The organism is Streptomyces sp. NPDC059788, from assembly GCF_042732265.1.
In the GTDB taxonomy this organism is placed as follows: domain Bacteria; phylum Actinomycetota; class Actinomycetes; order Streptomycetales; family Streptomycetaceae; genus Streptomyces.
The window spans coordinates 30,972-57,284 of the sequence record NZ_JBHWHY010000053.1; the positions used below are offsets into that span (position 1 = coordinate 30,972).

The 26,313-nt window shown below is 71.3% G+C and carries 34 protein-coding genes; 8 read left to right on the plus strand and 26 right to left on the minus strand.

Annotation, left to right across the window (positions count from 1 at the left end; translation table 11 throughout):
* Positions 1-71: 71 nt before the first annotated feature.
* The 24 genes from ACFV57_RS34850 to ACFV57_RS34965 all read right to left on the minus strand — a co-directional run bounded on the left by ACFV57_RS34850 (position 72) and on the right by ACFV57_RS34965 (position 16,558).
* Positions 72-476 (minus strand): NUDIX domain-containing protein, encoded by a 405-nt coding sequence (locus ACFV57_RS34850; RefSeq protein ID WP_385240541.1) that lies wholly within the window; start codon positions 474-476, stop codon positions 72-74.
* A complete protein-coding gene (locus tag ACFV57_RS34855; RefSeq protein ID WP_385240544.1) occupies positions 473-1,315 on the minus strand; it encodes a hypothetical protein in 843 nt (280 codons plus the stop codon). Before ACFV57_RS34855 ends, ACFV57_RS34850 begins: the two co-directional genes overlap by 4 nt.
* A gap of 39 nt (positions 1,316-1,354) precedes the next feature.
* On the minus strand, positions 1,355-1,924 hold the full coding sequence (locus tag ACFV57_RS34860) for a hypothetical protein (RefSeq protein ID WP_385240547.1): 570 nt from the start codon (positions 1,922-1,924) through the stop codon (positions 1,355-1,357).
* A 74-nt stretch (positions 1,925-1,998) separates the two neighbouring features.
* Positions 1,999-2,682 carry a hypothetical protein gene (locus ACFV57_RS34865; RefSeq protein WP_385240550.1) on the minus strand — a complete coding sequence of 228 codons (684 nt, stop codon included), beginning with the start codon at positions 2,680-2,682 and terminating at the stop codon, positions 1,999-2,001.
* A 156-nt stretch (positions 2,683-2,838) separates the two neighbouring features.
* A complete protein-coding gene (locus ACFV57_RS34870; protein ID WP_385240553.1) occupies positions 2,839-3,873 on the minus strand; it encodes a hypothetical protein in 1,035 nt (344 codons plus the stop codon).
* 70 nt (positions 3,874-3,943) lie between these two features.
* Positions 3,944-4,327, minus strand: coding sequence for a hypothetical protein (locus ACFV57_RS34875; RefSeq protein ID WP_385240554.1), 384 nt, complete (start codon positions 4,325-4,327; stop codon positions 3,944-3,946).
* A 108-nt stretch (positions 4,328-4,435) separates the two neighbouring features.
* Complete coding sequence (locus ACFV57_RS34880; protein WP_385240557.1) at positions 4,436-5,431, minus strand: AAA family ATPase; 996 nt, start codon at positions 5,429-5,431, stop codon at positions 4,436-4,438.
* Positions 5,428-5,613: a hypothetical protein gene (locus ACFV57_RS34885; RefSeq protein ID WP_385240560.1), complete on the minus strand. Its 186-nt coding sequence runs from the start codon at positions 5,611-5,613 to the stop codon at positions 5,428-5,430. The genes ACFV57_RS34880 and ACFV57_RS34885 overlap by 4 nt, the downstream gene beginning before the upstream one ends.
* A gap of 61 nt (positions 5,614-5,674) precedes the next feature.
* Complete coding sequence (locus tag ACFV57_RS34890) at positions 5,675-6,160, minus strand: Pycsar system effector family protein (RefSeq protein ID WP_385240563.1); 486 nt, start codon at positions 6,158-6,160, stop codon at positions 5,675-5,677.
* A gap of 125 nt (positions 6,161-6,285) precedes the next feature.
* Positions 6,286-6,534 carry a hypothetical protein gene (locus tag ACFV57_RS34895; RefSeq protein ID WP_385240566.1) on the minus strand — a complete coding sequence of 83 codons (249 nt, stop codon included), beginning with the start codon at positions 6,532-6,534 and terminating at the stop codon, positions 6,286-6,288.
* A gap of 5 nt (positions 6,535-6,539) precedes the next feature.
* Positions 6,540-7,022, minus strand: a complete 483-nt coding sequence (locus tag ACFV57_RS34900) for a hypothetical protein (RefSeq protein WP_385240569.1) — start codon at positions 7,020-7,022, stop codon at positions 6,540-6,542.
* 65 nt (positions 7,023-7,087) lie between these two features.
* Positions 7,088-7,495 (minus strand): RRQRL motif-containing zinc-binding protein, encoded by a 408-nt coding sequence (locus tag ACFV57_RS34905; protein WP_385240572.1) that lies wholly within the window; start codon positions 7,493-7,495, stop codon positions 7,088-7,090.
* A 20-nt stretch (positions 7,496-7,515) separates the two neighbouring features.
* On the minus strand, positions 7,516-8,061 hold the full coding sequence (locus tag ACFV57_RS34910) for a hypothetical protein (protein WP_385240575.1): 546 nt from the start codon (positions 8,059-8,061) through the stop codon (positions 7,516-7,518).
* An 89-nt stretch (positions 8,062-8,150) separates the two neighbouring features.
* Positions 8,151-8,669 (minus strand): hypothetical protein, encoded by a 519-nt coding sequence (locus ACFV57_RS34915; protein WP_385240578.1) that lies wholly within the window; start codon positions 8,667-8,669, stop codon positions 8,151-8,153.
* 173 nt (positions 8,670-8,842) lie between these two features.
* Positions 8,843-9,010, minus strand: coding sequence for a hypothetical protein (locus ACFV57_RS34920; RefSeq protein ID WP_385240579.1), 168 nt, complete (start codon positions 9,008-9,010; stop codon positions 8,843-8,845).
* A gap of 17 nt (positions 9,011-9,027) precedes the next feature.
* Positions 9,028-10,539, minus strand: coding sequence for a hypothetical protein (locus ACFV57_RS34925; protein WP_385240581.1), 1,512 nt, complete (start codon positions 10,537-10,539; stop codon positions 9,028-9,030).
* Between the two features lie 189 nt (positions 10,540-10,728).
* Positions 10,729-12,897: a hypothetical protein gene (locus ACFV57_RS34930; RefSeq protein ID WP_385240583.1), complete on the minus strand. Its 2,169-nt coding sequence runs from the start codon at positions 12,895-12,897 to the stop codon at positions 10,729-10,731.
* Positions 12,897-13,349, minus strand: coding sequence for a hypothetical protein (locus ACFV57_RS34935; protein ID WP_385240586.1), 453 nt, complete (start codon positions 13,347-13,349; stop codon positions 12,897-12,899). Before ACFV57_RS34935 ends, ACFV57_RS34930 begins: the two co-directional genes overlap by 1 nt.
* A 133-nt stretch (positions 13,350-13,482) precedes the next feature.
* Entirely contained in the window at positions 13,483-13,677 is a 195-nt protein-coding gene (locus ACFV57_RS34940) for a hypothetical protein (RefSeq protein ID WP_385240589.1), read from the minus strand.
* A gap of 123 nt (positions 13,678-13,800) precedes the next feature.
* Complete coding sequence (locus ACFV57_RS34945; RefSeq protein WP_385240592.1) at positions 13,801-13,974, minus strand: hypothetical protein; 174 nt, start codon at positions 13,972-13,974, stop codon at positions 13,801-13,803.
* 103 nt (positions 13,975-14,077) lie between these two features.
* Positions 14,078-14,308 carry a hypothetical protein gene (locus tag ACFV57_RS34950; protein ID WP_385240595.1) on the minus strand — a complete coding sequence of 77 codons (231 nt, stop codon included), beginning with the start codon at positions 14,306-14,308 and terminating at the stop codon, positions 14,078-14,080.
* Between the two features lie 188 nt (positions 14,309-14,496).
* Positions 14,497-14,760, minus strand: coding sequence for a WhiB family transcriptional regulator (locus ACFV57_RS34955; RefSeq protein ID WP_385240598.1), 264 nt, complete (start codon positions 14,758-14,760; stop codon positions 14,497-14,499).
* Between the two features lie 275 nt (positions 14,761-15,035).
* Positions 15,036-15,488: a hypothetical protein gene (locus ACFV57_RS34960; protein WP_385240601.1), complete on the minus strand. Its 453-nt coding sequence runs from the start codon at positions 15,486-15,488 to the stop codon at positions 15,036-15,038.
* Between the two features lie 689 nt (positions 15,489-16,177).
* Positions 16,178-16,558 (minus strand): hypothetical protein, encoded by a 381-nt coding sequence (locus ACFV57_RS34965; protein ID WP_385240604.1) that lies wholly within the window; start codon positions 16,556-16,558, stop codon positions 16,178-16,180.
* Positions 16,559-16,822: 264 nt separating this feature from the next.
* Here ACFV57_RS34965 and ACFV57_RS34970 point away from each other — a divergent pair, with 264 nt between their 5' ends.
* From ACFV57_RS34970 to ACFV57_RS34980, 3 genes are all read left to right on the plus strand, one after another.
* Positions 16,823-17,575: a GntR family transcriptional regulator gene (locus tag ACFV57_RS34970; protein WP_385240607.1), complete on the plus strand. Its 753-nt coding sequence runs from the start codon at positions 16,823-16,825 to the stop codon at positions 17,573-17,575.
* Between the two features lie 182 nt (positions 17,576-17,757).
* Positions 17,758-18,795: an AAA family ATPase gene (locus ACFV57_RS34975; RefSeq protein WP_385240610.1), complete on the plus strand. Its 1,038-nt coding sequence runs from the start codon at positions 17,758-17,760 to the stop codon at positions 18,793-18,795.
* Positions 18,792-19,361, plus strand: a complete 570-nt coding sequence (locus tag ACFV57_RS34980; protein ID WP_385240613.1) for a guanylate kinase — start codon at positions 18,792-18,794, stop codon at positions 19,359-19,361. The genes ACFV57_RS34975 and ACFV57_RS34980 overlap by 4 nt, the downstream gene beginning before the upstream one ends.
* A gap of 7 nt (positions 19,362-19,368) precedes the next feature.
* Here ACFV57_RS34980 and ACFV57_RS34985 read toward each other — a convergent pair whose 3' ends face one another.
* A complete protein-coding gene (locus tag ACFV57_RS34985) occupies positions 19,369-20,208 on the minus strand; it encodes a DUF1932 domain-containing protein (protein ID WP_385240615.1) in 840 nt (279 codons plus the stop codon).
* Positions 20,209-20,212: 4 nt separating this feature from the next.
* Positions 20,213-20,860 (minus strand): HAD family hydrolase, encoded by a 648-nt coding sequence (locus ACFV57_RS34990; RefSeq protein WP_385240618.1) that lies wholly within the window; start codon positions 20,858-20,860, stop codon positions 20,213-20,215.
* An 86-nt stretch (positions 20,861-20,946) separates the two neighbouring features.
* Between ACFV57_RS34990 and ACFV57_RS34995 the strand changes: the two genes are divergently transcribed.
* From ACFV57_RS34995 to ACFV57_RS35015, 5 genes are all read left to right on the plus strand, one after another.
* Positions 20,947-21,507, plus strand: coding sequence for a hypothetical protein (locus ACFV57_RS34995; protein WP_385240621.1), 561 nt, complete (start codon positions 20,947-20,949; stop codon positions 21,505-21,507).
* Between the two features lie 113 nt (positions 21,508-21,620).
* The gene (locus ACFV57_RS35000; RefSeq protein ID WP_385240624.1) at positions 21,621-21,887 is read left to right on the plus strand and encodes a helix-turn-helix transcriptional regulator; all 267 of its coding nucleotides are present in this window, start codon (positions 21,621-21,623) and stop codon (positions 21,885-21,887) included.
* A gap of 1,004 nt (positions 21,888-22,891) precedes the next feature.
* Entirely contained in the window at positions 22,892-24,658 is a 1,767-nt protein-coding gene (locus ACFV57_RS35005) for a hypothetical protein (protein ID WP_385240626.1), read from the plus strand.
* Positions 24,658-25,332, plus strand: a complete 675-nt coding sequence (locus ACFV57_RS35010) for a hypothetical protein (protein ID WP_385240629.1) — start codon at positions 24,658-24,660, stop codon at positions 25,330-25,332. The genes ACFV57_RS35005 and ACFV57_RS35010 overlap by 1 nt, the downstream gene beginning before the upstream one ends.
* Before the next feature lie 106 nt (positions 25,333-25,438).
* Positions 25,439-26,209, plus strand: a complete 771-nt coding sequence (locus tag ACFV57_RS35015; RefSeq protein WP_385240632.1) for a DUF721 domain-containing protein — start codon at positions 25,439-25,441, stop codon at positions 26,207-26,209.
* Positions 26,210-26,313 lie beyond the last annotated feature (104 nt).

Below are 26,313 nucleotides of genomic sequence, written 5' to 3' on the forward strand. Positions count from 1 at the left end.
CGGAACACCGCGTCCGCCCCGGCTGCTGGCCGGGGCGGCACGGAGGAACGCCGCGTTCCTTCAGGAAAGGGTCAGCGGGTTGTAGCGTCCGCGAGGATTTCGGCGTGGTCGAACGCGAGGCGGGGGAGTGCGGTCAGCGGCCACCAGCGGGCCTCAACGGCGTCGTCCGCTGCCGTCGGCCGGGCAGGTGAGGGCAGCGTGGCCGTGAAGGCGTGGGTGATGTACTGGCCGCGGGGGTCGCGGCCAGGGGCGTCGTATCGCCCCACCTGCCGGAGGGCGGCGGCCGGGACCGTGACACCCGTCTCCTCCCGCAGCTCGCGGGCGGCAGCAACATCCGAAGCCTCGCCCGGGTCCTGGTGACCACCGGGCAAAGCCCAGCAGCCGGCATACGGATCCCACTTCCGCTTGATCAGCAAGACATGTCCGGCGGCGAGCAGGATGACGTCGGCGGTGTGGTGCATTTTGTCGGTGGTCACGAGGTACCTCCTGATCTCGTGCGGGTGGGGAAGCCGGGTCGGTCGGCCCTCGGTCGGTGCCCGGCCTGTGCGGGGCGTGGCGGAACTAGCGACCGCCCCGGCCGAGAGCCGGGGCGGCACGGGCCATCGCCGCGTCGTGGGGGGGGGCAGGCGCCGCCCGCGTTCAGGGCGGCCAGCTGCTCGGAGAATTTCGGGGCGTCGGCAACCCGAACCCACTCGCCGTCGGTGATGCGCTTGCCGCTGCCGCTGGGAGCCTTGTGACGACCGTAGAAGGGGTGCAGGAGCGGGACGCCGCCGCTCCAGCGGTCGTAGTGCTGACAGGTGAAGTGCGGGCGCTCGGGCTCGTCGTAGTAGTACTCGCCCGCGGGGAGGTAGGCCTGGGTCAGGTCGAAGACCTGACCGGTGGTGGGGTGCGTCCACTGGGTGCGGCCGATCTCGTCCTCGGGGACGGGCTGGCCGTGGGCGTCGATGCGGCGGTCCATCCAGGAGACGGTGACCAGAAGGCCGCGGTGGTCCCAGATATTCGGCGACGGCTGGCCGGGTTCGTAGTAGTCGAGGTGAACGTCGCGGTCCTCGACCGGTGGGCGTCCGCGCAGCGCGGTGCGCAGCAGACGGGCGCGGCCGGCCTCGAGGGGCTCGGTGTACGGGTCGTCGGTGCTGCCGGTGCCGCCGCTGTTGGCGAGCCAGCCGCGCACCGAGGCGTAGACGCGGCCGTCGGTGTCGGGGGCGTTCTCGGTGACCTTCCAGTCGGCGATGACCAGTTGGACGCCGTCGGTGAAGTGCAGGGTGCCGTGTTCGGTGTCGGCGATGCGGTGGTCCGGGGTGTTCCAGTTCTTCATGCCGATCCCCTTTTCTGGAGTGGGTGGTCCGCGGGCCGGTCAGCGGCGTGTGTGCTTGATGCCGCGCAGCTCGTCCACGCGAGTGGCGGTGTGCGCGAGGGTCTGGGCGAGGCCGACGAGCCGCTGGGCATCGTCGGCGACGGGCTGGGCCCAGATGAGGCTGGCGGCGAAGTGGGAGGCGTGCGCGGCCAGTTCCCTGGCGTGCTGGGCGAGGTGCTCCCGCGCCGTCTCCACCGGATGGGTGCGCACCGCTCGCTCGGGAAGGGGCTGCTCGGTCAGCCGCTCCAGGATCACGGCCAGGGCGTCGGCGACGGCCTCCAAGTCGCCCTCAGCAAGCCAGCCGTCGATGGTGTCGTGGCCGGTCAGGTCGGGGGTGTACTTCCCGAAGCGCTGCCGGGCGAAGTCGTCCTCGTCGTCGGCCGGCCCCACGATGAACACGATCCGGTTGTTGCCCCGGTCCGGGTAGACGGTGAGCTGCCGGTCGGCGGCTTCGTGGGTGACCACGATGGGCCAGTCGGTGCTGGCGGACATCGTCCAGTCGGCGCCAAGGACGCCTGCGAGGACGGTGATGAGGCGCCGGGCCGGAGCCATGGTGACGGTGCGGGTCAAGGGAACCTCCTGCGAAGCGGACTGATGGGCCACCGCACCGCCCCGGCCGGGGCCGGGACGGAACGGGCAGCCCCTCAGGCGTGCAGGCTGGCGCAGCTGTCGTCCAGGACGTCGTCCTGACTGCTGCTGTCCGGGGTGTCGGAGCTGGCCGAGGCAACGGGGAGGCCGGCGGCACGGGCGGCGAGGCGGTGGCGCAGCTGCGCCAGGCCGGTGATGGGCACCGGCTGGTCGCTGTCACCGGTCAGCAGCGCGAAGCGCGGCTCGCTGCTCCCGTACCTCTCCTCTGTGCGGTAGTGGAGCCAGACCCCGGGGGCGAGGAAGCAGGATGCCTCGCCGTTCTCGTAGCCGCGCCAGCGGGTGGTGTCCCGCAGGAAGCCGTTTCCCTCGTCGAGCTGCCAGGCGTCCGACGCGGCACGGCGGGCGGCGTCGTTTTCGGTGGCCGCCACAACCTGGGCCAGCCCCTCGTCCAGGCTGTCCGGTGCGTTGGGAACAGAGCGCGGCAGCCCGCGGCGGGCCTGAATGAGCCAGCGGCGTACCGGGTTAAGGACGAGGTCGGCCAGGCCGTCGACGGCGACGGCGGCGATGGCCGCAACGGCGCCAGCGAAGGCCAGCCGCCATTCGCCGGGCCAGGTGTCGGGGTAGTAGGTGTAGCCCGCCCAGGCGCCGAGGGCGCCGCCGAGGAGGGTGAGGGCCATGCTGGTTCCCTCGGTGGCGGTGTCCGCGAGGTTGATCAGGGCGGAGCGTGCGGATCGGTTCATGATGGTGGTACTCCTCTTCTTCTGCCGGTTGGTGTGGAGGGGGAAGAGTGGTGCTCCGGGGCGGCCGGGTGTGAAGGCCGGCGGTCGCCCCGGGCGTTTGTCAGCGCCAGACCTGTGACGGTGCGTCAGTACGGGTGGCCTGCCTGAGTCGTTCGGTCAGCGCGTGGTGCCCTGGTCGTCGTCGGCTCCGGCGAACCCGGTTTCGCACAGGGCGGCGTCGTCATGTCGTACGCCTTCGGGCCACAGCCCCGAGCAGGGGCGGTTGTCGAGGATGGCGTGGCCACTGTCGGCGAGCAGGTAACGGAACCAGGCGAAAGGCCGGTCCTCGGCCGGCACCGATCCGCCGAGCCCGAATGCCGCCGGGCCGTTCTCGCCGATGGGGCTGTGGATGCTGGCCGAACGCGCCGCGGGGACGGTGTGGCCGTGCTCGTCGGTGATCAGGCCGAGGGTGCCGATGGTCACCGGTACGTAGCACTGGGAGCAGTAGCAGTGCACCTTGCTGTGGCTGCCGGGGCGGTGGGCGCCCCAGCGCGGCCAGTGTCCGGTGCGCGGGGCCCATCCGTCGCGGCGGGCCCGGCGTACGGTCTTTCGGCAGGAGAGGCAGTACTTCGCCGGTGCTGCACCACCATGCTTGGCGATCATGCGGTGGTACAGAGCGCGGGTGGGCGGCATCCGCCAGTGGATCCAGTCTGCGCCGTATCCCCAGCCGGGCCGGCCCCGGCCACCGGCGCGCGGCAGCATCTCCGGACCGGTGGAGGCGTCGAAGGCCAGCTCGTACAGGCCGTCATCACCCGCCGTCTCCCGGGGCCATGCGCCCTGCGGCAGGGTGGCGGCGATGGCGGCCGCGGCTTCCTCGGCCCGGTCGCGGGCGAAGTAGGCGAAAGCGGCTACTTCACGGCCGTCGGGGGTGGAGATGCACCAGGACTGCGCCCCTTCGACGGCAAGGCCCTGGCAGTACGGGCGGGCCGGGCGGGCGTGGTCCGGGTACGGGGCGTGCCAGCCGGTATGGACGACCAGCCCCGTGGGCTGGAGCCAGCCCGTGCCGGGCGCTTTCGCGATGCCGTCCGGTTCCACGGGCGTGAAGGCGACTTCGACCGGTTCCGTCGGCAGTGGGCTGCCAGCGTCGACGGAGGCGGCGCCCGTCCCGTCGGACAGGCGAGGACGCTGCCGTACGGCAGGTTGTGCAGGCATGTGAGGCAACTCCTTGGAAGGGGGGCTCGGGGGCGGCCGGGTGTGATGGCCTGCGGCCGCCCCGGGCGTCTCAGGTACCGCTGGCCGTGTGGACGGCGGTGGTACGGACGCTGTCGGCGAGCAGCACGGTCAGCTCGTGGCCGAGGCCGACGGCGTCCTCCAGGCGCGCGATGAGCTCCGGCGCCAAGCGGCGGTTGCGGGCGCCAGCCAGGACGCCCTCCAGGTACAGCACGTCGGCCAGGACTCGGCCGCGGACATCCAGGACGCCCGGCTGCACCGCCAGCGCGTCGCTGTTCTTCGCGGTGGCCAGGGCCGCGTGGTCGGCGGCCTGGGCGTAGGCGGTCTCGGTCTGCTCGGTGAGCAGGGCGTCGACCTCGGCGGTGTCGCCGTACGCGCGCCGCCACCCGAAGCGGGCAGCGGCGGCTTCCATGAGAGTGCGGCGGGCGAGGGACACGGTGACCTCCACAGGTCCCGGTCGTCCGGTCCGGTTGACCGGGCGGACACCGCACGGCCCCGCTCCGGCCGGCAGCCGGCGGAGCGGGGCCGTGCCGAAGGCGTCCGGTCAGGCGAGTGGACGCGGCGCGCCCCCGTTGGTGTGGTCGCCGCCCTGGTCGTGGCCGGTGCTGCCGGGACCGCCGTGGACAGTGCAGACGGTGTCCGGGTGCACGATGGCGGTGGTGTGCGCGGCCAGGAGATCGCAGACCGAGAAGACCGGCGCCCACGCGGGCGCCTCACAGTCGTCGTCGACCGGGCAGGCCACCAGCAGGTCGAACCCGAAAGCACCCACATCCTCACTGCTCGTACGCAGAGCGAGAACCATGCGGTCAGGGCCGAGGCGGATCTCTCCGACGCGGTCGCCGCCGGCGAGCTCGGAGCCGTCGCGCCAGCGCCACAGCGGCAGGATCTCGGAGCCGAAGACGCGGCGTACCGTCCGCAGGCCGAGCAAGCGGCGCGCCCTTTGCAGACCGGGCACGCCACCGCCGCCGTTCCAGCCGGCCTCCGCGCGGTGAGCGGTGCTGGCACGGCGCAGCAGCGGCTCCAGGCGGTGGATGGTGTCGGCGAAGACGACGTGCGCGAAGCCCTCGTCACGCAGCAGGTGCGGGAACGCGGCGACAGCTTCGGCGTGCTGACGGCGTATGACGTGCTCGGGTACGGCGCGGGCCGGGCTGCGGCCGTCCTGGCGGGCGACGCACACGTCAACCGGGGTAGGGACCAGGAACGCGACGGCCGGCATGCCGTAGGTGCGGGCGACGTCCAGAAGGCCGGCCCGCACGTGCGCCTCGGTGTTGGTCGCGTCGATGACGGTCGTCTTCTTCCGGGCGAGGCGGGCCTCCAGCACGGCGTGCAGGACGGCGGCCGCGTCCAGGGTGGCCGACTGGTCGCCGGCGTCGTCCGAGACCATCGCCCGGAGCTGATCGAGTTCCAGGACCTGTGTGGACGGCCAGGTGTGGGCCCAGGTGGACTTGCCGCTGCCTGCCGCGCCGATCAGGACGATGAGCGCCGGGTCGGGGACGGTCGTATCGAGCGGCTGCATGGTGCCTTCGAAGGTGGTCTTCACGAGCGTTCTCCTTGCGGGTGGAGGGTGGAGGTGGCCAGGTGCAGGCGCCTCCTGGCGGAGTCGAGAAAGCGCTGCGAGATGGTCACGCCCTCCGGCTGCCAGGTCTCGCCGATCTCCGGCCATGCTTCGCAGTCCGGCAGGTCAGCGCGCTCGGGTCGGGCGCGGAACAACTTGAAAGCCATAGCGGCTGCTCCTTTTCGAAGTTGAGGCAGGTGACCGGCCGGGCACGGGTACGGCTGCGGATCAGGCGAAGGCGGCCAGTGCGGCGGCGATCAGCAGCAGGCCCAGTGCGGCGAGGATCGTGTCGATCGCGCGGGTCAGGCGCCGGTACTTGCGCACCGCGATCTGCGATAACGCCTGGGTCCGGGGCAGACGGGTGTCGCGGCTCATCGCGGCGAGCAGCGCTTCCTCGTCCAGCTGCGCCCACAGCGGGAACCCTTCGTGCACGGTGCGGCGGCGGCCGCCGAGGTCGGGCCGTACGACCAGGAGGAGCAAGACGGCCGCGGCGATCAGGAGGAGGGCGGCGGCACCGCCGACGATCTGGGCGGGCAGCGGCAGTTTCTTGTCCGCGAGTCCGGCCAGGCCGGCGAGCGCGACGCCGTCGAAGGCGAGCAGCAGCGAGGCCTTGCTGTCGGTCCGGGCGATTTCCGCGGGCACCGAGGCACAGGCGCTGTCCAGGTTGGTGCTGGTCCGGTGTGTGCCGGTGGGGGGTTCGCTGGTCGTAGTCACAGACGGCTCTCCAGGGGCGTAGGGATGTGACGAGCAGGCGGTCCGGCTCCGGTGCTCCTTGGGCGTCCGGTTCGGACGGACGTCGTCCTGCCCGGATGAGCGAGCAGGGCGACAGGAGGTGCGGATCAGTGGGGCGCCGGTCCGGGGCGCTTGAGGTGGCGGTGGAAGACCTGCACGGGGATTCCGGCGGCGCGCAGCCGGTCGGCGATCTCCTCGGCGACGGCGGGCGCCCGGTACTGGCCGTGCGGGCTGAGGACGTGGACAGCGATGTGTCCGCCGGGGCCGATGCGCTGGCGGATGCGTTCCATGGCCTGCCCGATGACGGTCCGGCCCGCGAAGGTGCGGTACGGGTGGATCAGGCAGCCGTCAGACAAACGGGTCAGCGGCGCAGGCCGCGCAGGGCGAGGGTGGAGGCGGCGGTCCAGGCCAGGACGGTCAGGCCGGTGGCGACCCAGCGGCCGGCGGCCGGTGCCTGGGCCCAGACCATGGCCGCCGTCGCGATGCCGTGGGCGAGCCAGGTCAGGCGGGCTCCGGTGGCGCGGGTGAGGAATCCGGCGGCCAGGGAGGCCAGGCCGATGGACTGCCACAGGGTGTAGGCGGTGGCGGGGGTGACGGGCAGGCCGGTGGTGTGCGCGGCGAGGTAGTCGTGCACGGGTTCACTGATGGTGCGGGCCCATTCGATGAGCTGGTGCCAGTCCTGGGCCTGGGCCCAGTCGATGGCTCGCGGCACTGCCCAGGTCAGGGCGAAGGCCAGGGCCACCGCGCCGAGGACGGCGCACGTGGCGATGGCGGCGGGCGGCAGGTCGTCCGGGGGCCGTACCGGCCGTCGGGGCAGGGCGGGCGGCGGCATCTTGTCGCTCACGGGACTCCTTGTCGGTTGGACGGCAGCAGGTGGCCGAACGCGGGCAGGCGGGCTGCCTTGGCTGGTCAGGCGGCGGGGGCCAGGCCGTCGGCCGGGATGTAGGTGCCGGGGTCGGCGGGCGTGCCGTCGTGGCACTCCGGGCAGCGGCCGAGGGTGCGCAGGGGCAGGCAGTGGTGGTAGCGGCGGCCGCAGTCGGGACAGGTCTGGCGCGCGGCCATGGCCTTGTCGAGGGCGGCTTCCTTGGCGAGGGTCATCGGCCGTACGGGCTGGGCCAGGTCGATGCGGTACAGGTAGGTGTAGCGGCCGTACCGGCCGGCGAGTTGCGCGGCGACGGGCTGGCCGCCGATGCGCAGGCCCAGGGCGCGCAGCTGGCGGCGGGTGGCCAGGTTGGCGTCCGCGGGCACGGTGCGCGGCAGGTAGGTGGGCAGCCCGTTGTGGTGCCGGCCGGTCGGGTCGTAGTCGAGTGCGCGCATACGGGCTCCGGCGTTTTCTGTCAGTGCAGGCGCGGCAGGAGCTGCTGCACGACCTGGGCGGCTTCGGCGTCGTCGGCCTTGAAGTCCTTGTTCCAGGCGCGGCGTACGCGCTCGGGCTGGGGGTCGATGCCGCAGCGGTCGCGCAGGACGGTGATGAACCGGTCGCGGGAGCGGGGCCGGCTCAGCTGGTCGACGGTGACGAGTTCGTACAGCAGCGTCTCGTCCAGGGCGCGGCGGTCGCGGTTGCGCCGGACGTTGATCAGGGTCAGGGTGCCGCCGCCCTTGCCGGGGCGCAGGCCGGTGGTGCCGTACAGCTTGCGGGGCTCGGCCCGCAGCAGCCGGGCGGCGGGCCCGGCCTGGTCGCCGGGGATGTTGGCGGCGGCCGCCTGGGTGCGGGTGAACAGGGCCGCCAGCCCGCTGGGGTTGGTCAGCACGACTTCGGTGACGGCCAGGGGCCGGCGGCCGAAGCGGTCGGCGACCAGGTCGGCGGCCTTGGGGGCGATGGCGTTGAGGTACGCCAGGGTGGAGCGGCCCAGCAGCCGGTAGGTGCCGATCTTCAGGGACATCACGTCCTCCTCGCGGTCGTGCCGGGGCTGTCCCGGCTCCCACCCGGCACCCGGCCGCGCGCGGCGGTTCGGGTGGCGAGGGGCAGCCGTCAGCGCCGCCGGGCGGCCGCCCGGCTCCGGCGGCCGCGGGTGGTGTTGATGTGCACGCGGGCGCGGCCGCGGGCCTTCACGTCGATGTAGGTGGTGCCGTGCCCGCGCCCGCTGCTGGAGAGCAGCAGCTTGATGACGGCCAGGCCGCCGACGGCGACGGCCGCCAGGACGGCGAGCGCCTGGAGCAGCGCGGCGAGGGCGGTCAGGAAGGCTGCGGCGAACCACAGGGCGACGCCGATGCCGACGGCGATCACGACGACCAGGGCGGCGTTGACCAGGCGCGGATCGGCGGTGGTCCGGGCGGGCGGGGGCAGCACCACGTAGGCGGGGCGTCCGTCGGGGCCGGGGACCAGCTGCACACCGGGCGGGGTGCGGTACGGGTCGACGGCGGCCTGCGGGTCGGGGCCGGCGGTCGGGTAGACCGTGTACGCCGCTGCCGGGTCCGGGGCGTCGGCGGGGCGGATGACGAGCGGGTCGTGGCGGCCGGCGAGTGCCGGGGAGTCGGGGTAGCGGGGCATGATGGGGGCCTCCTCGTTTCGGGGAGCGGGCGGCGACTTCATTGGCGTGAGAGGCCGCTCGGGCGCTTCGGTGCCCTCGCCGGTCCCCAGAACGGTTCGAGCGTTCTGGGGGCCAGCGGGAGAACCGCGCGGTGCGTGCGGTGGCGGGCCGCCTGGTCGGCGGCCCGCAGGTTTCAGTGGTGTCCGTACCGGGCGGGCAGGCCGTCGAGGTCGTCGTCGGCGACGCGGGGCAGCAGCACAGAGATCTGCGCTCCCTCGACCTCGGGGAGCAGCGGGTCGTCGGTCAGCGGTGCGAGGCTGATCTCGCGCTCGGGCTCACCGGCGGCGGTGGGGTTGGGCATCGGTCGGTTCCTTCCGGTCAGGCCGCGCTGGTGTCGGCGGCGGTGTCGAGCAGATCGAGCGCTTCGGCGATGACGGCTTCTTCGAATCCGTCCTCTTCCGCGAGGCGCCGGCGGGCGGCGCGGATGCGGTCGCCGACCCAGGTCTCGCCCTTGCCGTAGCGCTCGGACAGCGCGTCGGTGTCGGGCTGTTCGTTGTTCAGCAGGCATTTCGCGACGTACCGTTCGGCTTCCTCGCGCTGCTTCTCGCGCACTTCGCGAGGGATGCGTCCCTCACTTTCCGAGGCGGCCGGGCCGGAGAGTGCGAGGACGGTACGGCCGGTCCGCGAGGCGCTTTCCGAGGCGCGTCCGCCGGAAATCGAGGCGGGACGGGCGGTATTTTCCGAGGTGCTTGCCCGGCGCTTGGCCGCCCGCTCCTGCTGCGCCCTCAGCTTGGCGCGGGCTTCTTCCTCGCGGATCTTGGCTTCGGCCCGGGCCTGCTCCTCCAGGGCCTTGGCCTCGCCTTCTGCCCTGATCAGCTCGGCGCGGCGGGTGGCTTCCCGGTCCTTTTCCTGCTGGACCAGTTCGGCGTCCGTACGGCGCCGGACCGCTTCGATCTCGGCCTGCCGTGCCTTGGCGGTCGCCTCGGTTTGTGCGCGCTCGGCCTCGATGGCGGCTGCTTCGCGGGCCGCCTCGATTTCTGCGCGGCGCCGCTCGGCCTCGATTTTGGCGGCCTCGCGTTTCGCCTCGATTTCCGCCTTGGCCGCCTCGCGGGCCGCCTCGGCTTCTGCGCGCCGGGCCCGCTCGGCGGCCTCGCTTTGTGCTGCCAGGCGCTCGCGTTCGAGCCTGGCGTTGTGCTCGGCCTCCTCGCGTTCGCGGGCGGCCTGCCGCTCGGCTTCGATCTCCGCGCGGCGGTCGGCCTCCTCGCGTTCGGCGTTTTCGCGCCGGCGGCGCTCGCGTTCTTCGGCGGCCTGGTGCTGCTGCGTCTCGTACGCGGCGGTGAGGGCGCGCAGGTGGGCGAGGCGTTTGGCGAGGTAGGTGCGGTAGCCGCTGGAGGCTTCGGCGAGGCCGATCAGCAGGACCGGGGCGACGGAGTGCAGCAGGATGCCGCCGGGGTCGGCGTGGTGGGGCGGGAAGCTGACGTGTCCGTCGGGGAAGAGGGACGGCCAGCAGTTCATGGTCCAGGTGGCCAGGCCGGCGAACCAGCGCAGGGCCAGGACCCAGCCGCCCGGTTTGTATTCGCCCTGCTCGGTCAGGACGCCGTCCACGTAGAGCACGGTGAGCAGGGCGAGGGAGGCCAGGGGGTCCAGCATCCAGGCCACCCAGCCGGGGATGCCGTGCGAGACCGCAAACAGTGTGACGTTCACGCACGTGAAGATGAGGGCGCCGAGGCCGATGGTCAGCAGCGCGCTGGTGACGGTCTTGGCGACCTTCTCCAGCTTCGCGATGGCCTTTTCAGCGGCCTCGTAGTCCTGCTTGCTGACGTGCGCGGGGATCGGGGGCGGGGAGGGAGGCCGGGCCGCTCGGCGCTTCCGGGGGGTCTGGGCGACCATGGGGGATCGTCACCTTCCGTAGTGTTCGTGCGGTGTTCGCGGAGGTGTTCGCCGCACTGTTCGCAGCGCGCAAATGCGGATCTTCCGGACTGTTCGCGGGATGTTCGGCCCAGAACACCGCCGAGTTCCTAAGGGAGGGCCGGAGCGAACAGTGCGAGAGGCCCTCAACTGTTCGCTCCGGCCCGACTGTTACTCTCCGTTGCTTTCGGCGAGAGGGTCACGCATGATGTCGTACTCGCCGTACGTCTCGGAGTCCTCGATGAGGCCGTCCTCCAGCAGCTCCTTGCGCAGCCGGTTCCACCAGGCGCGGGGCTCCTTGAGTGCGACCCGCGTCCACACGTCCGCGAGCTCCTTGGGCTGGAAAGAAGCCTTCCCTTGTGCGAACCAGTCGTGCAGGCGCTGCAGGATCGCGGACCGGCCGTCCTCGGAACTAAGCTGCTCCTGCTCGTCCACGGCCGGGGGCAGCGCGAAGACAGGGGCGTCGTCGGCCGGCGGCGGGACCTCCTGCTCCAGGTCCAGGTCGGTGTACTGGCCGGGCTCCGGGTCCTCCTGGAGGAGGCCTTCGAGCATCTCCAGCATCTCTTCCGTCTCCTTGGCGATCATTTCCTCGTCCACCTCCACGTCCTCCTCCTGGTCCTCGTCATCGCTGTCCTCCAGCTGCGGCTCCGGGGCGAAAGCGGGTCCGGGCGCCGGGGGAGCGGCGGGCGGTGCGGGGGCGGCCGGGGCCGCCGGGGCGCCGCCGCCGGGCAGCAGCGGGGTGGTGAAGGTGGTGCGGTTGGTCCACATCGCGCCGAACGCGTCCGCGGTCACGGAGTCGAGCGGGGTGCGGACGTTCATGCCGGCGGTGACCGCGGCGGCCAGCGTGGCCCGGTCCGCGTGGTAGGTGCGGGCCACGACGTGCCAGCGCTCCTGCGGGATGCCGAGCCCCGCCACGTACACGTAGCCGGGCTTGCGGTTGCCCCAGCCCGGGTAGGCCCCGGCCTCGATCGCCTCCGGCGGCAGTACGTACGCGGCCTCCGCCCCGTCCGAGAGCCCGTAGGCCATGCCGGCCGGGTGGTTGGAGCGGGCGGTGGTGTCCATCTGGTCGTGCGTGGCGCGCTGGATGGAGGTCAGCACCCAGCCGCCGGCCGCCCGGATGGTGCGCAGCACCTTCGCGTAGGAGTCGCCGTCGGCGTAGTCCGCGGCCTCCTCACAGATGATCAGCAGGAAGTTCAGGCCGCACCCGGGCTCCCAGCGGGCCAGGCCCTTGGCGCCCAGGTAGGCGGCGCGGGCCTTGATGACCGGGCCGAGCTGCTTGAAGAACCGCCGGACGTCCTTCTCCTCGGTGATCCACATGTCGGCGGCGTGCCGCACATGCCCGTAGTCCTGGTCGGGCTTGGCGCAGTCCAGCAGGAAGATCGACACTTCCCGGCGGGTGGCGGCATCGGTGATCATCACGGCGTTGCCCTGGGTCTTGCCGGCACCGTTGGTGCCCTGCGCGACACAGTGCTCCACGTTGCCGGTCGCCAGATCCTTCGGGTCCAGCAGCACGCCGGGGAGGTTGACGAGCAGGTCCTCGCCGTCCTCGTAGCGGCCCAGCGGCAGCGGGATGTCGCCGAAGCCGGCGCCGAAAGCCGACGGGCCGGGCCACTTGACGCCTTCCTTGAGGAGGTCGGCGACCTGCACGCGCATCGTGATGTCGGAGACGTCGTCGTCGTTGACGTGATGCGTGATGCGCCCGGTGCCGACCTTGAGGGCGGCCGCCATCGCGGGGACCTTGCGGGCGAACTCATCGGCGGTGGCGCCGTCCTTCGCCTCGACCTTCGCGATGACGGTGCCGCGGCCGTTGGACTCGGCCTCCTTCAGCTCGTGCTTGGCCAGCCCGATCTCGGATTCCAGCTTCGCCCACCGGCCGCCGCCCTTGGCCTCCTTGCCCTTGGTGCCGAACGCGGACCAGAGGTTGTTGGCGATGCTCATGCCCGTACCGGCGATGGCCCAGGCGCCGGCCGTGGCCGGCGACTCCAGGCCGACGACGGTGCCGAGCACCGCGCCGCCGGTGACCACACCGCAGTTGACGGTGTGCAGGATGCGCGTCTCGCGGTCGACCTTGGCCCGGACGTCCAGCTTCTGCAGGAACTGCGTCAGGGCGAAGCCGGTGCCGGCCAGCGCCAGCGAGGTGAAGGAGGTGGCGACCGAGTTGGAGGCGGCCGCGGCGTGCAGCCCTTCGACCACCAGCCCGCCGACCCCGGTGACGGCCCAGGGGCCGCCGTAGGTGATGAGGTTGCGGCGCTCCTGGGCGCCGTCCTCGATGCTGACGTCCACCTCGCGTTTGCGGCCCCGGCGGGGGCGCGAGGTGCGGTAGCTGTCGCGGCGTCCCATCAGGCGGCCTCTCCGGCTTCGCCCCGCGCCCCGGCCTCGCCCTTGGGCTTGTCGCCGATGGAGAAGCCGGGCTTCTTGGCGCCCTTGCCCTGACGGGCGGCCTTCTCCGCTTCGATCTCCGGCTTGATGAAGTGCTTCACGAAGCTCGCGTACATCTTCACGCCGGACAGGCCCAGGATCTTCGCGGCGGCCGCGCCCGCGCGCAGGTGCGCGCCGACCAGCTTGCCGCGGACCTTGGACTGCAGGCCGAAGGTGTACCACTTGCCCTTGTACTGGGACAGGATCGCGGCGACCATGTCCGCGTCCATCCCGACGCGCATGTACAGCTCCAGGCCGATGGCCCGCAGGATCCGCGCGTAGTTGTACAGGTCCCGGTCGGTCCGGAACTCGATCTTCTCCAGGCGCGCTACGAGCTGGGCCAGGTTGGTGCCCACGGCGGCGTCGTCACTCACGGTGTGTCCTTCCTCTATGGGCTGGGGGAATGCGGGGGGTTACGGGAGCTGTGCGGCTCCCCGTCACCGCCCGGCCCGGCCGGCGGCCGGTACGGGCGGATCAGGCAACCGCCGGCCGCCGTGCGGCCGGTCGTCAGCCGCCGTTGCCGGCTCCCTGGATGCCGGCGCCGATCCCGGCACCGACCCGGTCGATCGCCACGTGCAGCGGCGAGGCGGCGAGCGCGTAGCCGAGCAGCAGCGCGCACACCAGCACCAGCGCGCGGGAGTCCATGCGCCACGCGGCGTACAGGCCGCCGCCGGCGAGGAGGGCGAGAGGGATGCTGATCATGAAGTCCTCCACAGGGGTAGGCGGGTGAATCCGGGCTGTCCGGCTCCCCTGCGACTCCGCCCCGTCGGCTGTCGGCCGGGCGGGGCGGAGCAGGCAACCGGCAGGCGCGGTGGTCGGGTGCGGTCAGCGCCGGGCGGCGCGGATGTCCTCGTTGGTGACACCGGCCGCGTGCGCGGCGTCCACGGCGGCGTTGGCCGCGTCGCGGGCGGCGTGGGTGTCGGGGTGGTCGAAGCCGTGCTCGTTGACGGTGGCGGTCAGGTGCTGCACGGCGTCGGCGGCGTTCTCGGCGTGGCCCATCACAGGCCCCCTTTCGTGAAGCGGTCCGGGCTGTCCGGCTCCCCGTCACCGCGAAACCCCGCCTCCGGCCGGGCCGGGCGGGGCTTCGCGGATCAGGCAGCCGTCAGAGGCCGTTGGGCTCCAGCGAGAAGAACAGGACGTTGGCGCCGCGCAGCATCCAGTCCTCCCGGGCGGCGTCGTCCAGGAGCCACCGCAACGCGTCATTGCGCGTCCAGTCAGGCGGCGGGGTGAGCGTGCCGTGCTTCGAGCTCACCCCGAAGCCGCCGCCGGGAGCGGGGAACTGCAGCGTCAGGACGTAGTGCCACGTACTGGCCAGGCTGGTCACCGTCGACATCGGAAGTGCCCTTTCGGATCGGTGATGCGAAGCGGCGCGGCCGGCGGCCGCGCCGTGTACGAGCGGGAGAAGTCAGTGCTGGATGGGGCAGTGGGTGAGGTGGTCGTCCACGCGCAGGCCGCAGATCCAGCAGGTCCAGCGCAGCGCGGCCAGACCCCGGACGCGCCGGGTGGTCCGGCGGGCGCCGCTCACCGGACGCCGGCCTGGACGCGGGCCCGGTTACGGGCGGCGCGGCGCCGCATCGCCCGCCGCTCGTCCTCCGAAAGCCCGCCCCAGATACCGTCCTCCTGCCCGGTCTCCAGCGCCCACTGCAGGCACCGCTCCCTGACCGGGCAGCCGTTACACACCGTCTTGGCCTGCTCGATCTGCAGCAGGGCCCGGCCCCTCTTGTCGGTGGGGAAGAACAGTTCGGGGTCCGTTTCGCGGCACACCGCGTGGTCTCGCCAGTCCACGCCGCTCACCGCCCCTGCCGGACGCGGCGCAGCGCCTCGTCCATGTCCGGGTCGGAGTCGGTGCTGCCGGGACTGGCCGGGCATGGAATGCTGTCGTGCATCAGGTCCTCCACACAGGTCCTGGACAGCCCCGGGGGCCCTATCCCTCGGGGCTGTGCTCTGTGGAGTTCGGGCGGGCTGCCCGGCTCCCCGTCACCGCGAACCCCGCCGAACAGATTGGGCGGGGCTTCGCGGATCAGGCAGCCGTCAGACCTGCCCGGCCGTGCTCGTGCCCTTCACGCCGCGGCCGCGACCGGCCGCCCGAGGCTGCTGGGCAGCGGTACGACCGGCGCGGGGTCCGGCGGCGCCATGTCGGCCGCGGCCGTACGCAGCAGCGCCTGCTGCCCCTGGGTCGCGAGGATGCGGTGCCAGTGCTCCGGCCAGGTGGCGCTGTGTCCGAGCAGTTGCGTCAGCGCCTCCCAGTCGGCGTACAGAGCCGGTGAGATGTGCGGTGTGGTGCGGCGGTGGATGGCCAGGTCGGCGGCGCGGGCGATCCAGGCCGGCAGGTCCTCGGTGTCCGCGCCGTCGCGGGGACCGGCGGTCTTGGACAGCGCCTGCCGCCAGATCTCCTGCGTGATCTCGTCGACCGCGAACTGGGCGAGGCCGGGCATCCGGCCGGTGATGTAGGCGGTGAGCTGGGCCTGGTGCTCGATGAAGATCTGCTCGGTGTACGAGTAGCGGCGGCGCACTGGGGCCTCCTCCGGTCGGGCGGAATGGGGCGGCCCCGCACAGCCGGGGCCGGTTCGTGCGGCGGAGCATGGTGCGTGGTGTCCTCCGCGTTCCCCACCGCCCACCAGGCCGCCGAGGGCGAGCTGGTGAGCGTCTGGGCAGCACGGGGCTGCTGAAGCAAGGTGCGCGGTCTTCACCGCGCGGGCCACCGATCGGGTGGTGGCGTGCCCGCGATATTCGCCCTTGTCTCACCGCGCGCTCGGATCCTTGTCCGCCCGTGAGGACGGCATGGGAAAAGGTGCGCCGGAAGCTGATCGCAGTCGAAGCTGCGCGCGCACGGCAGGGCTGGCTTGTCGCTGGTGCCTGTCCCGCATTTCGCCTGCGGGCCGGCGGCCCGCATCTCGCCTGCGGGCTGGCGGTCCGCATCCCCTGCGGACTGGGCCGGTTCAACCAGAGGACTCACCTGGTGGCACCCCTCCGCAGATCTCTTGCTCGGAGGCGCCGGCTAGTCGTAGCGCCGGATGTTCACTGATTCAGTTGAGAAAGAACGGCCACTCCGGGGATCCACTCACCGCGGTGGAGGGCTTCACCCAGGGCGTTGGTGCTGGCGGGACCGTGTCCGGCTCCCGCATCCGGCGCCGCCCGCAGGGGCGGTTCCGGGTGGGGGAGCCGGGTCCGAAGACCCGGCGGGTGGTGCTGGGGGGGGAGGTCAGGCCGCGATCGGGAGGGGCGCGGCGACCGACGGCGTGGTGCGCAGCTGCTCGGCGTAGGGGAGGAGTACGTCGACCAGGCGTTCGCGGATCCGGGCGGTGATGCTCGGGTCGTCGGCGGCGATGTCCGAGGCCGCCAGCAGCCGGTCGTGTCGGTCCCGGATCGCGGTCAGCGCCGCGTCGTCGTCCAGGCCCACGAGGCGCTCGTGGGGGAGTTCACCGGCCTCGTACATCTCGAGCGGGGTACCGAAGACCACGTCCAAGTCGACCCCACCGAACTCGGGGATCTCGACGTCCAGTTCGTCCAACAGCGCGAGCGTCTCGGGGTCGAAGCGCTCGATGGCGACGAAGCTGGCGGCGGGGCGGGGGGTGACGTTCATGGAGTGGTGCTCCTCTCGGATGCGTTGCGTTCGGGAGGCGTCCCGATGGCGAGTGGGCAGGGCGAAGCAGCACCTCTTCGGCACCTTCGCCCCGACCTCGTTAGCGAGGTTCGGCACATCCCCAGTAGACCGATGCACGTTAGCGATGTCAAGAGCCACGTTAACGAGGTACGCTCGTTCGGCGGCTCCCTCGCGCACTGGGGCGCCCTTGCCGGCCCCTCGATAGTCAGCGGCCGTAGGATCGCTAACGAGGTAGGGAGACGTATGGCGAATGACAAGGGCGAACAGCGGCCCAAGTACCAGCGGATTGCCGACGACCTGAAAGCGGCGATCGAGTCCGGCGAGTACGGTCCCGGTGACCGGCTGCCGGGCGAGAGCGCGCTTGCCGCCCAATACGAGGTCGCCGTGCTTACTGCCCGCCAGGCGCTGAAGATCCTGCGGATCGAGGGCTTGGTGGAGACGAAGAAAGGCGCCGGCGCTCGGGTTATCGAGTTCCGCCCGATCCGACGTCACGGCATCCAGCGACTCGCACGTGAGCAGTGGGGCGCTGGCAAGTCCATCTGGTCCGCTGACGAGGAGCGCCCCCTCACGATCGACGTCCGCGTGAACACCGCGGCCGCGCCATCGCACATCGCCCGGATGCTGGACGTGGACGAGAACGAACTCGTCTGCGCTCGGTCGCGACGCTTCGTGCTGGACGACAGACCAGTCATGCTCGCGACCTCGTACCTGCCTCTTAACCTGGCGGAAGGCACGGCGATCATGAGCGTGGATACCGGTGAAGGCGGCACATACGCCCGGCTCGCTGAGATCGGGCACGCGCCCGCTCACTTCCGCGAAGAGATCCGATGCCGACTGCCCGTCGCCGAGGAGGCCGAAGGACTGGCCATGCCCCTGGAGCGTCCCGTCATCAAGCTGTGCCGTACGGCTTTCGACGCTGAACTTCAGGCCGTCGAAGTGAATGAGATGACCATGGACAGCGCGGCGTACGTGCTGGAGTACGCATTCGATGCCTGAGCATCCCAACTCGCCCATTTCGAACCCCCTCATGACTAGTCGTCTTGTGGGGGCCATCACACTCGCAAGCGCCAAATCACAACATCACAAAGCCTTGTCGAAGCTCGTGCACACCCGTGTTCACGGGTTTTCAACATCTACGTACACATGGGATTTGCGGGCCTGGCTCTAGGCTCACGACCATGACGATCACGGAGGGTCACAGGGTGGGGAAGCACCGAGCGGGCTGGCGTCCTGACAAGCTGCGTGAGCAACGCGAGGCTCATGGGCTGACCCTGGAGAAAGCCGGTGAACGCCTCCGACAGGTCGCTGAGCAGGCCAAACTCAAGGGCATCCCCGCCGCGAATCCGCAGACTCTCTGGCAGCACGAGCAGGGCGAGGTCTACCCCGGTCCTCACTACCGACGTGCCTACTGTCTTCTGTACCGGGCCACCGAGCCTGACCTCGGTTTTCGGAACCCGCTGCCTGGTGAGGAGACGTCCTTCAAACTGACGCCGATGGATGACCGGCTCAACGGCGCGCACGTCCTCGCAGTCGAACGGGCAATCCACCGCATCGCGCCCGGCAGCGGCGACGCCGACCACTTCGCGCTTCAGCAGCGCATCATCGACGCCTGGAAGCGCCGGCACACCGGCGGTGACCCTCACCGCCCCGTATTGATCCTGGTCGGCGGCTTCGCCGGCAGCGGGAAGACCGAGCTGGCCAGGTTCTTCGTCCAGCTCACCGGCTGGCCGCTGCTCGACAAGGACCCCCTGACCCGCCCACTGGTGGAGAAACTGCTGGTCGCGCTAGGTGGTGACCCGAACGACCGCCACACCGGTCTCTACCGAACCCAGGTGCGCCCACTCGAGTACGACTGCCTGATGCAGTCCGCCATGGCGAACATTCGGTGCGGCATCAGCACCGTGCTTTCCGCGCCGTTCATCGCGGAGATGACGGACACGGACTGGATGCAACGGCTATCGAACCGCGCCAGCTCACTGGGCGTTGACGTCTTCCCGGTATGGGTGCGCTGCGACGAAGAGTCGATGCGCGAATACATCACCTTCCGCTCCGCCGCGCGGGACGCTTGGAAGCTGCAGCGGTGGGACGAGTACATGGCGACCATCGACTTGGACTTGCGCCCGGCGGTGCCGCATCTGGTCGTCGACAACCGCCTGGGCACCGCCGTATCGCTCGCTGATCAGGCTCGGCAGGCGATGGGGGCGATGAACACATGACCGGACGCCAAGGCGTGATCCTGTACGGCCCGCCGACGTCGGGCAAGGACACCGTCACCACCGCGCTCACCGAGCTGCACTCGAAGTACGCGCAGTTCGCGCGGCTCAAGGTCGGGACGGGCAAGTCGGCCGGCTACCGGATGGGCACAGCGGAGCAGCTACGCGAGCTGGAGGCAGCGGGCGGCATCGTCTACGCGAACGCCCGCTACGGCAACACATACGTCGTCGACGTGCCCGGTCTGGACGCGGCGTTCGAGGCCGGGGTGCCGGTGGTACACCTCGGGCAGGTCGACGGCATCCGGGCCTTGGCCGACGGCTACCCGGCCGACTGGTCGGTGGTGCTGCTGTGGTGCCCACGCGAGGTGACCGAGCAGCGATCGGCGGGGCGCGGCGACAGCGACACCGCGGCGCGCCTGGCAGCGTGGGACGCGACCCGCGAGGACCTGGACGCGCACCCGGGCATAGTCTGGGACCTCACCGTGGACACCACGGCGTCGGCGCCGCAGGACGCGGCCCGGCTCATCGACCATCTGCTGGTCCGGCGGGCGGGAGCGGCGCCGGCATGAGCGCGGGCTACGGCTGGGCGAGTCGGTCCAAGGCATCGGTGAGTGTGAGCTCGCTGTCCTTGGCGTCGTTCCACCGTGCCAGCGTGGACGCGGCCGCGCGCAGCATCTCCGGCGGAAGGCCAGCGGCCGCGAGCGCGTCGGCAGCTTCCTCCAGCTCCGGGCCCCAGCGCCAAGCGCGGGCGGCGGTCTTGGCGACGTACTGCGGCTCGGACAGGTACGAGTCGGTGCGTCGGGAGGCGACCTCGATGAGCTCCTGGTCGACGCCGTGCTCGCGCGCCATCCCGACCGCGAGCGCCACCAGCACCCGGCTGGTCTTCTGGAAAGAGGCGTACGCCAGCTTCAACGCGGACGCCTTCCCGACCTCCGTGCCCAGCACGGCCGTCTGCACCGCAGTGCCCGCGAACAGCACCTCAATCCGCTCGGTCGCCGTAGCCGGGCCGGAGACGAACAGCGTCGGGTTCTTCCCGCGCACCGGTGGGGAGCCCACGACACCGCCGTCCACGACGACCGCGTGCGGTTCGAGCACCTCGGCGATGCGCACGGTCCGTTCCGGGTTGACGGCGTTCGCCTCCACGTACACCCCAGTGAAGCGGTGCCCAGCGACATCGCGGGCCAGGTCCTCGGCAGCGGCCGGCGGGCAGAGGCTGATGACGATGTCGCTGCGATCCAGCAGCTCGGCCAGCGTTGCCACGGGCGACAGCCCGAACCGGGCGGCACGCTGCACGGACGCGGTACTGCGCCCGGCCGCGCACCACAAGACCTCGGCCGCGTTGGTCGCGGCGCAGGCGGCGACAGCGGCGCCCATGCTGCCGGGGTGGAGGATGCCGACGGTCGGCTGGTGGTCCACGGTGCTACTCCGGGGTGTCGTTGAGCAGGACGGTAATGGCGCCGGTGGCGTCGTCGACGGTGTGGTTCGCGGCCGCGAGACCAGCAGGCCAAGGGCGGCCGCGCAACCAGATGGTGCGCAGGCCGGCCTGACGGCCGCCGCCGACGTCCCCGGCCGGGTTGTCTCCGATCATCCAGCCGCCGCCTACGAGGCTCACGCCGCACCGGGAGGCGGCGAGTTCGAAGAGGCGCCGGTCGGGCTTGCGAATCTCCAAGTCACCGGAGACGGCAATACCGTCGACCAGATCGGCGAGGCCGGTTCTGTCGAGTTTGGCCCGCTGGATATCGCTGGCGCCGTTGGTGATGACGCCGATCGTCCACGCGGCTGCGCGCAGCTGCGCCAGTCCTTTGAGGACCTCCGGTCGGCAGGTGACGGCGGCCGCCATCAGCTCGAGGTACTCCTGCCAAAGCTGGTCGGCGGGCACGGTCAGGGCGAAGGCGTTGTGGAGCCGGGCGAAGTCACGGGGGTTGGCTCGGTCGGCCAGGTCGGTGCGCAGCTGCCGTTCGATGGCGTCGTCGAAGCCATGTGTACGGCACAGCACATTGACGGTGCCACCGAAGGCGCTCTGCCGGTCGACGAGGGTGTTGTCCAGATCGAAGAGCGCAAGCGGCATGAGCTGGACCCTACCGAGGCGTGGCACGCCGGTGTCCATGAGGTGCGTCAGTCCGTCACGTGGCGCGGTATCGAGAGGGGCTGGTGATGGCTGAGCGGTTCGTCCACTGCGCAGGTAGGACCGAGCTCACCACGGAGCAAGCCGAGCTTCTCCGACGCGTGGACCCGCGGTACGCCAGCTCCGGAGTCGATGACTTCTCACTGGCGCAGTGGTGTGAATTGTCGAACGGTCATGACGGCGTCCCGCACCACAGCGAGGTGATGTCTCTCTTTGAGGGCGACAACTGGTGGCTGCGGTGGGGTGGGGGTCAGCACGAGTTGGTGATCCTGGCCATGTGCCCTGTGGAGTCCGGTCCGCCCGACGAGGTCAGCACCTATCCCTGCGGGCTGTTCCTTGGGCACCCAGCCCAGCACGACTGGGAGGTAGTGGACCCGGAGTCGTGCGCGCACGCGGGGCTGGGTACGCCGGTCCTGATTTGCGAGGGCGTGTCGTACGACAAGCGGTACATCGCTATTTTTGAGGCCCCTTGCCTGGGCTGTCCTGAGCGGATGGTCCAGGTCAGTGCCGTCGATGCGGCACGAGCGCGGCCGCCGGAGCATCTGGGTGCCCGGACCAGTCAGTGGTCGTTGTACGGGGAGGAGGAGTGACGGTGCTTACCCGTACCTGCGGAGGTTCATGTGCCGCCACTCCGATTGGCGTTCCGTTCCAGAGATCACTTCGTGTATCTTTTCAGGAACTGTTTTTTATGGGGGAGGCCGCCATGTCGGATCCACTGCGTCGAGTTGATGCTCTGGTGGATGACGACACGCTCCCATCGCCTCGCGTTCGGCAGCAGCTGCGGGTCACGGCCGGTCTCACCCAGGCGGAAGTCGCCCACGCCATCGGCGTGCAGCGTGTCGCTGTCGCGCGGTGGGAGGCAGGGCTCACCAAACCCCACCGCGGCAATCGCCTCCGGTATGCGCACTTCCTTCGTCGGCTGGCCGAGAAATACCCGGCAGCCGCCCAGGAGGTGCCGGATGAGGACTGATCTCGTACCTGCTTCTGGGCATGCCGACTCCACCTTCGGAATCGAGGGGGTCGGGGTGACGTAACCGCCACCGGCCGCGCGCCAGAAGAGCGGACTGACAATCCACTCGGCCTCACGCGGCCCTTCACTCCGACCGGGCTTGACACCCCGGATCGGCTGCTCAGTTCCGGCTTGACACCCGGTTCCGAGCCTCGGCTCATCGAGCCACTTCTAGCAGCAACAACATCCCCGCCTTTGACAAGCGGGTCGGCCCCTTCGACAAGGGCCTCCAGCAAGACCCGGCCGCTGACAACGGCCGATGCCCCACCAAGCAACACCCCCGGTCGCTGACAACGACCAGGCGTATCGCTCACCGAACCGGAGGAAGGGAGGTCCCACTCACCCGTTCGATGTCCGCCCACTCCTCACGGAGGGGGCTCGTCCACCCATCTGCAGAAACTCACCCGGTGATACGCCGAGTGATACATCAAGGCGGTCTTTCTCATAGTGCCCGATAGTGGTGTCCCCTGTCAGCTTGACCCTGTCCGTTTCACCCCGGTTCAGGCGCGGTGGCCTTCCCGTGTGACGGGATCGCCGTACGGTTCATCCCTTCTTTTCCGATTCGTACAGGAAGAGGGATTTCCGGTACGAAGCTACGAGAGCGGTTGTTTCGGAGCGACCTCGAAGGGCTTGGTCGCGATGTCGGCCGGCCAGCTCGTGCACCCGCCCGCGGAGGTCATCAAAGGCACCGTCGACGGCGCTGCCCGCAGGGGCTGGGTCCCGTGGGGCGGGACGCGATCCGAAGTTGTTTCTCACCGTGCGGGAGCGCCGAGGACAGTCGGGGCTGTGCGAACTCTGTCCACAGGGTGCCCGGTGCAGAGTCGGCGGATGGATCAAGAAACGAGGGTTCTGCCTGCTCCGGGGGGTGTCCGCTTTGGCGCGTACATCAGCCCGATGACGGCACAGACGACGTTGCGATGTTCGGCTCTCGCGGTGTCCACCGCTCCTGGCGGGGCGGTGGGCCGATGAGCGCTGTCGTGGAGTTGATGGCTGCGCCGACGGGGCTGGTGCGGCGGCAGCGGGTTCGTGTGCCGATGCGCCTGGTCTGGTCGCCGTACTACCAGGACGTGGCGCTGTCGGTGTACGTGAAGGTGAAGGCGCTGGCGTCGCGGCCGGAGGGCTGCCAGGCGCGGACGGAGACGATCGCGTCGTACCTGGGGCTGTCGGACGCGTCGGTGGAGCGGGGGATGACGCAGCTGCGCCGCCCGGGCCCGGACGGTGTGGTGGAGCTGCGGTCGGAGCGCCGGACGCTGCCGGGCGGGACGGGGCAGTCGGCGGTGCGCACGGTCCGGGCAATGACGCGTAACGAGGCGTTCGTGTGGCTGCCAGTGGCGGCCGCGGAGGACCTGACACCCCGGCAGCTTCGGGTGTATGCACTGGTCGCGTACGCGCAGGCGCGGGGGATCGCGTTGACGGAGGCGGAGCTCGCCTCGTGTCTGCGCCACCACTCGGGCAAGAGGGCCGGCCAGGTGCTGTCGGTGACGGCGGCGTCGGCGGTCGTGGACGAGGTGGAGGCGGCGCGCTGGATGACGGTGCAGCGGCGCGCGGGGGCGCGGGGCCGGAACCTGTACTTCGCGCACGACCTCGCTCCGGAGGCCCGTCCGGACGGGCCGGTCGATGGTCACGGCGCTGCGCCGGAGGCCGCTGAGGCGGCCGTGAACAGTGCTTCTGAGGAGGCGGTCAGTTCCCAAGTTGGTGAGGGGTCGGGTTCCCCGGTTGGTGAGGGATCCCTCGCGAATAGGGAATCACCTAGGACTGACTCACCTGATGACGGGCGTGCGTTCGTGTCACCCGCCGTAGGCGAAGTACAGGTGGGTAAGGCCGCTGGGCCTGGGGAAAACTCGGCCGGTGGTGAAGCTGCGGCAGCTGCTGGCAACGGTGGTCTCGCGCTGCGCGCGGGTGAACAGAACCAGCCCTTCCTCTCGAAGCCGAAGATCCGCAGCAGCCGGGACGGGGCCGTGGCCCGGTCGTCGTACGACGGCCCGCGGCTGGTGATGACCGCGCAGATCTACGCCGTGCTGGAGCCGGTGCACTGCCTGCTGGAGCAGGTGAACGACTTCGTGGCGCGGAAGGTGGCCCGTGAGGTGGGACGCCAGCTGCGCGAGGGCACCGACCCGGAGCGGCTGCAGCACCGGCTCACCTCCCGGCTGGCCAAGGTGATGCGCACCGACATCCAGGACCCGGGCCGCTGGCTGCTGGGGGTGGCTCTGCCCCGGTGGGGCTGCGGCTACCAGGACTGCGAGGCCGGAGTGATCTGGCGGACCGGCGCTGCATGCGAGATCTGCGCGGAGGTCGTCCAGGACAAGGCCGCCGCCCGGTGTGCCCGGCAGCGCGAGCAGCGCGTCGCTCAGGGCCTGTGCCCCGAGCACGGCACCCGCCCTGGCCCGTCGGGGCACTGCGTAGCGTGCGTGGACGACTCGGTCGCCCGGCCGGCCCCGGCCGTGGTCAAGCAGCGGGTGCCGGACGGTCCGCCGCGTGGCTCCTGCGGTGACTGCGGTGCGCGGATCATGCTGACCGGCCGGGCCCTCGAGGACGGTCTGTGCAAGCTGTGCCGTGAGGAAGCCGCTGCACTGGCAGCGGCCTCGCCTGGCGTTCCCGAGACCCCGTCCGGGCCGGTGACCTGCCCGGGCGCGGGCGGCGCGCCGTGTGGCCGTCAGGCTCTGCCGACACGAAGTGTCTGCGCGCGCCACCTCGTCCAGGAACTGGCTCTGTCCGATGCGGAGGCATCCTGATGAACGACGGCGAGATCCCTGAGCTGGAGCGGCCTGCGTGGTTCGGTGACACGGCAGGCTGGTGGAGCCCGGCATTTCGATCCGAGAACTTCGCGGCACGGGTGGAGCCACTGGGCATCGACGCGCAGCGCCGGCTGCACGTGCTCTGCGATCCGGCGTACAGCACTCAGCTGCGGCTGATCTGGAAGTCCGTCCTGGCGCGGATCAACGAGATCGTGCCGGAGGCGCGGTTGAGCGGTCTGCTCGCTTCCGTGCGCCCCAGGATCGTGGTCCTGGCGGTGGCGACCGACGACTTCGCCGACGAACAGCTGGTTGCGGACGTGCTGCTGGAGACCCGCCACGACGTCATCGAGGTGTTCGGCCCGGAACACCGGGTCGTGCTTCAACTGCTGGGCGAGTCCGGGTTCGACCACCAGGTTGCGCGGTGGGCCGCGGCTCACACGGCCGCCACCTCAAGCACCAGCGCCCCGGTATACGTCACGGCCCACCCGGCCGACCACGCTGCGCATGGCGAAGGCGCCGTATGGGCCCGGGACCGCGCTTTGGTCGCGCAGGGCCCTCAGCTCTGCCTCACCTTCTGCACCCCGGGTGCGCCGCTGCCCGCTATCGCCCGGCTGGCCGCAGGAGCGGGTATCCCCGTCCGATGCGTGCGGATGTCCCTGGGACACCGGTAGGAGGCCGTGATGACCGAGACCCGGAACTCCGCCACCAGCAGCAGCGAGCAGCCGGCCCCGGAGCTGTCGGGCGTCGACCTGGCCCGGGTCGCGCTGCGCCAGGCGCGTGAGGCCGCCAAGGCCCGCGGCGAGGGCGGCACCCGCAAGGCGAAGCGCCGGATGGGGACGACGGTGCGGCGGGACGGCCGGGAGCCGGCCGGGTTCGCCGCCGTGCTCCAGGCCCTGGTGGCCGACCGGGCCTGGGGACGTCCCGGCCGCCGGCGGAAGCGTCCTGGACCAGTGGCCGGACATCGCGGCCGGCCTCTCCCCGAAGCTGGCCGCGCACGTCCAGGCGGTCGCCTTCCACGCGAAGACCGGACAGCTGGACCTGCGCCCGGACTCGCCCGCGTACGCGACGCAGCTGCGCCTGATCACCGCACGGATCATCGCCACGGCGAACAGCCTGGCCGGCACCGACGCGGTGCGCACGGTGCGGATCCTGCCCCCGGGTGCCGCGCCCGCGCCCCGAACCGCGCCGGAAGCCCCGGCCGCCGCGCCGACCGCTGCGCAGGCTCCGGTGAAGACACGCGAGATGGGATCGCCCGGCTTCCACCAGGCACTCTCCGGGCATCTGGAGGCGGCCCCGCTACACCGCCGGGTGGATCCGGCCATCGCGGAAGCGGCGGAGCGGCAGACCGTCGCGATGCGGGAGCTGTCCCGCCGGTCCTTCTCCGACCCCGACGCCGTTCCGGACGATGCACTGGCCCCGATCGAGCAGGTTCGCCTTGAGCGCCGCCGCCAAGCCGCGACGACCGAGGTCGCAGCGCTGCGCCGGGCCCGCGCCGAACGAGCCGGGGCCACCCCTCACCCTCGGCAGTCGGCCGGAGAGGTGGCATGAGGCGGCGTGATGACGCGGGCGCCGTTACCGTGCAGCGACTTCCTGAGGGAACCTCTGAGAAACCCTCACGCGCGGAAAAAGTTCCGCGTACGGTGACGGGCACT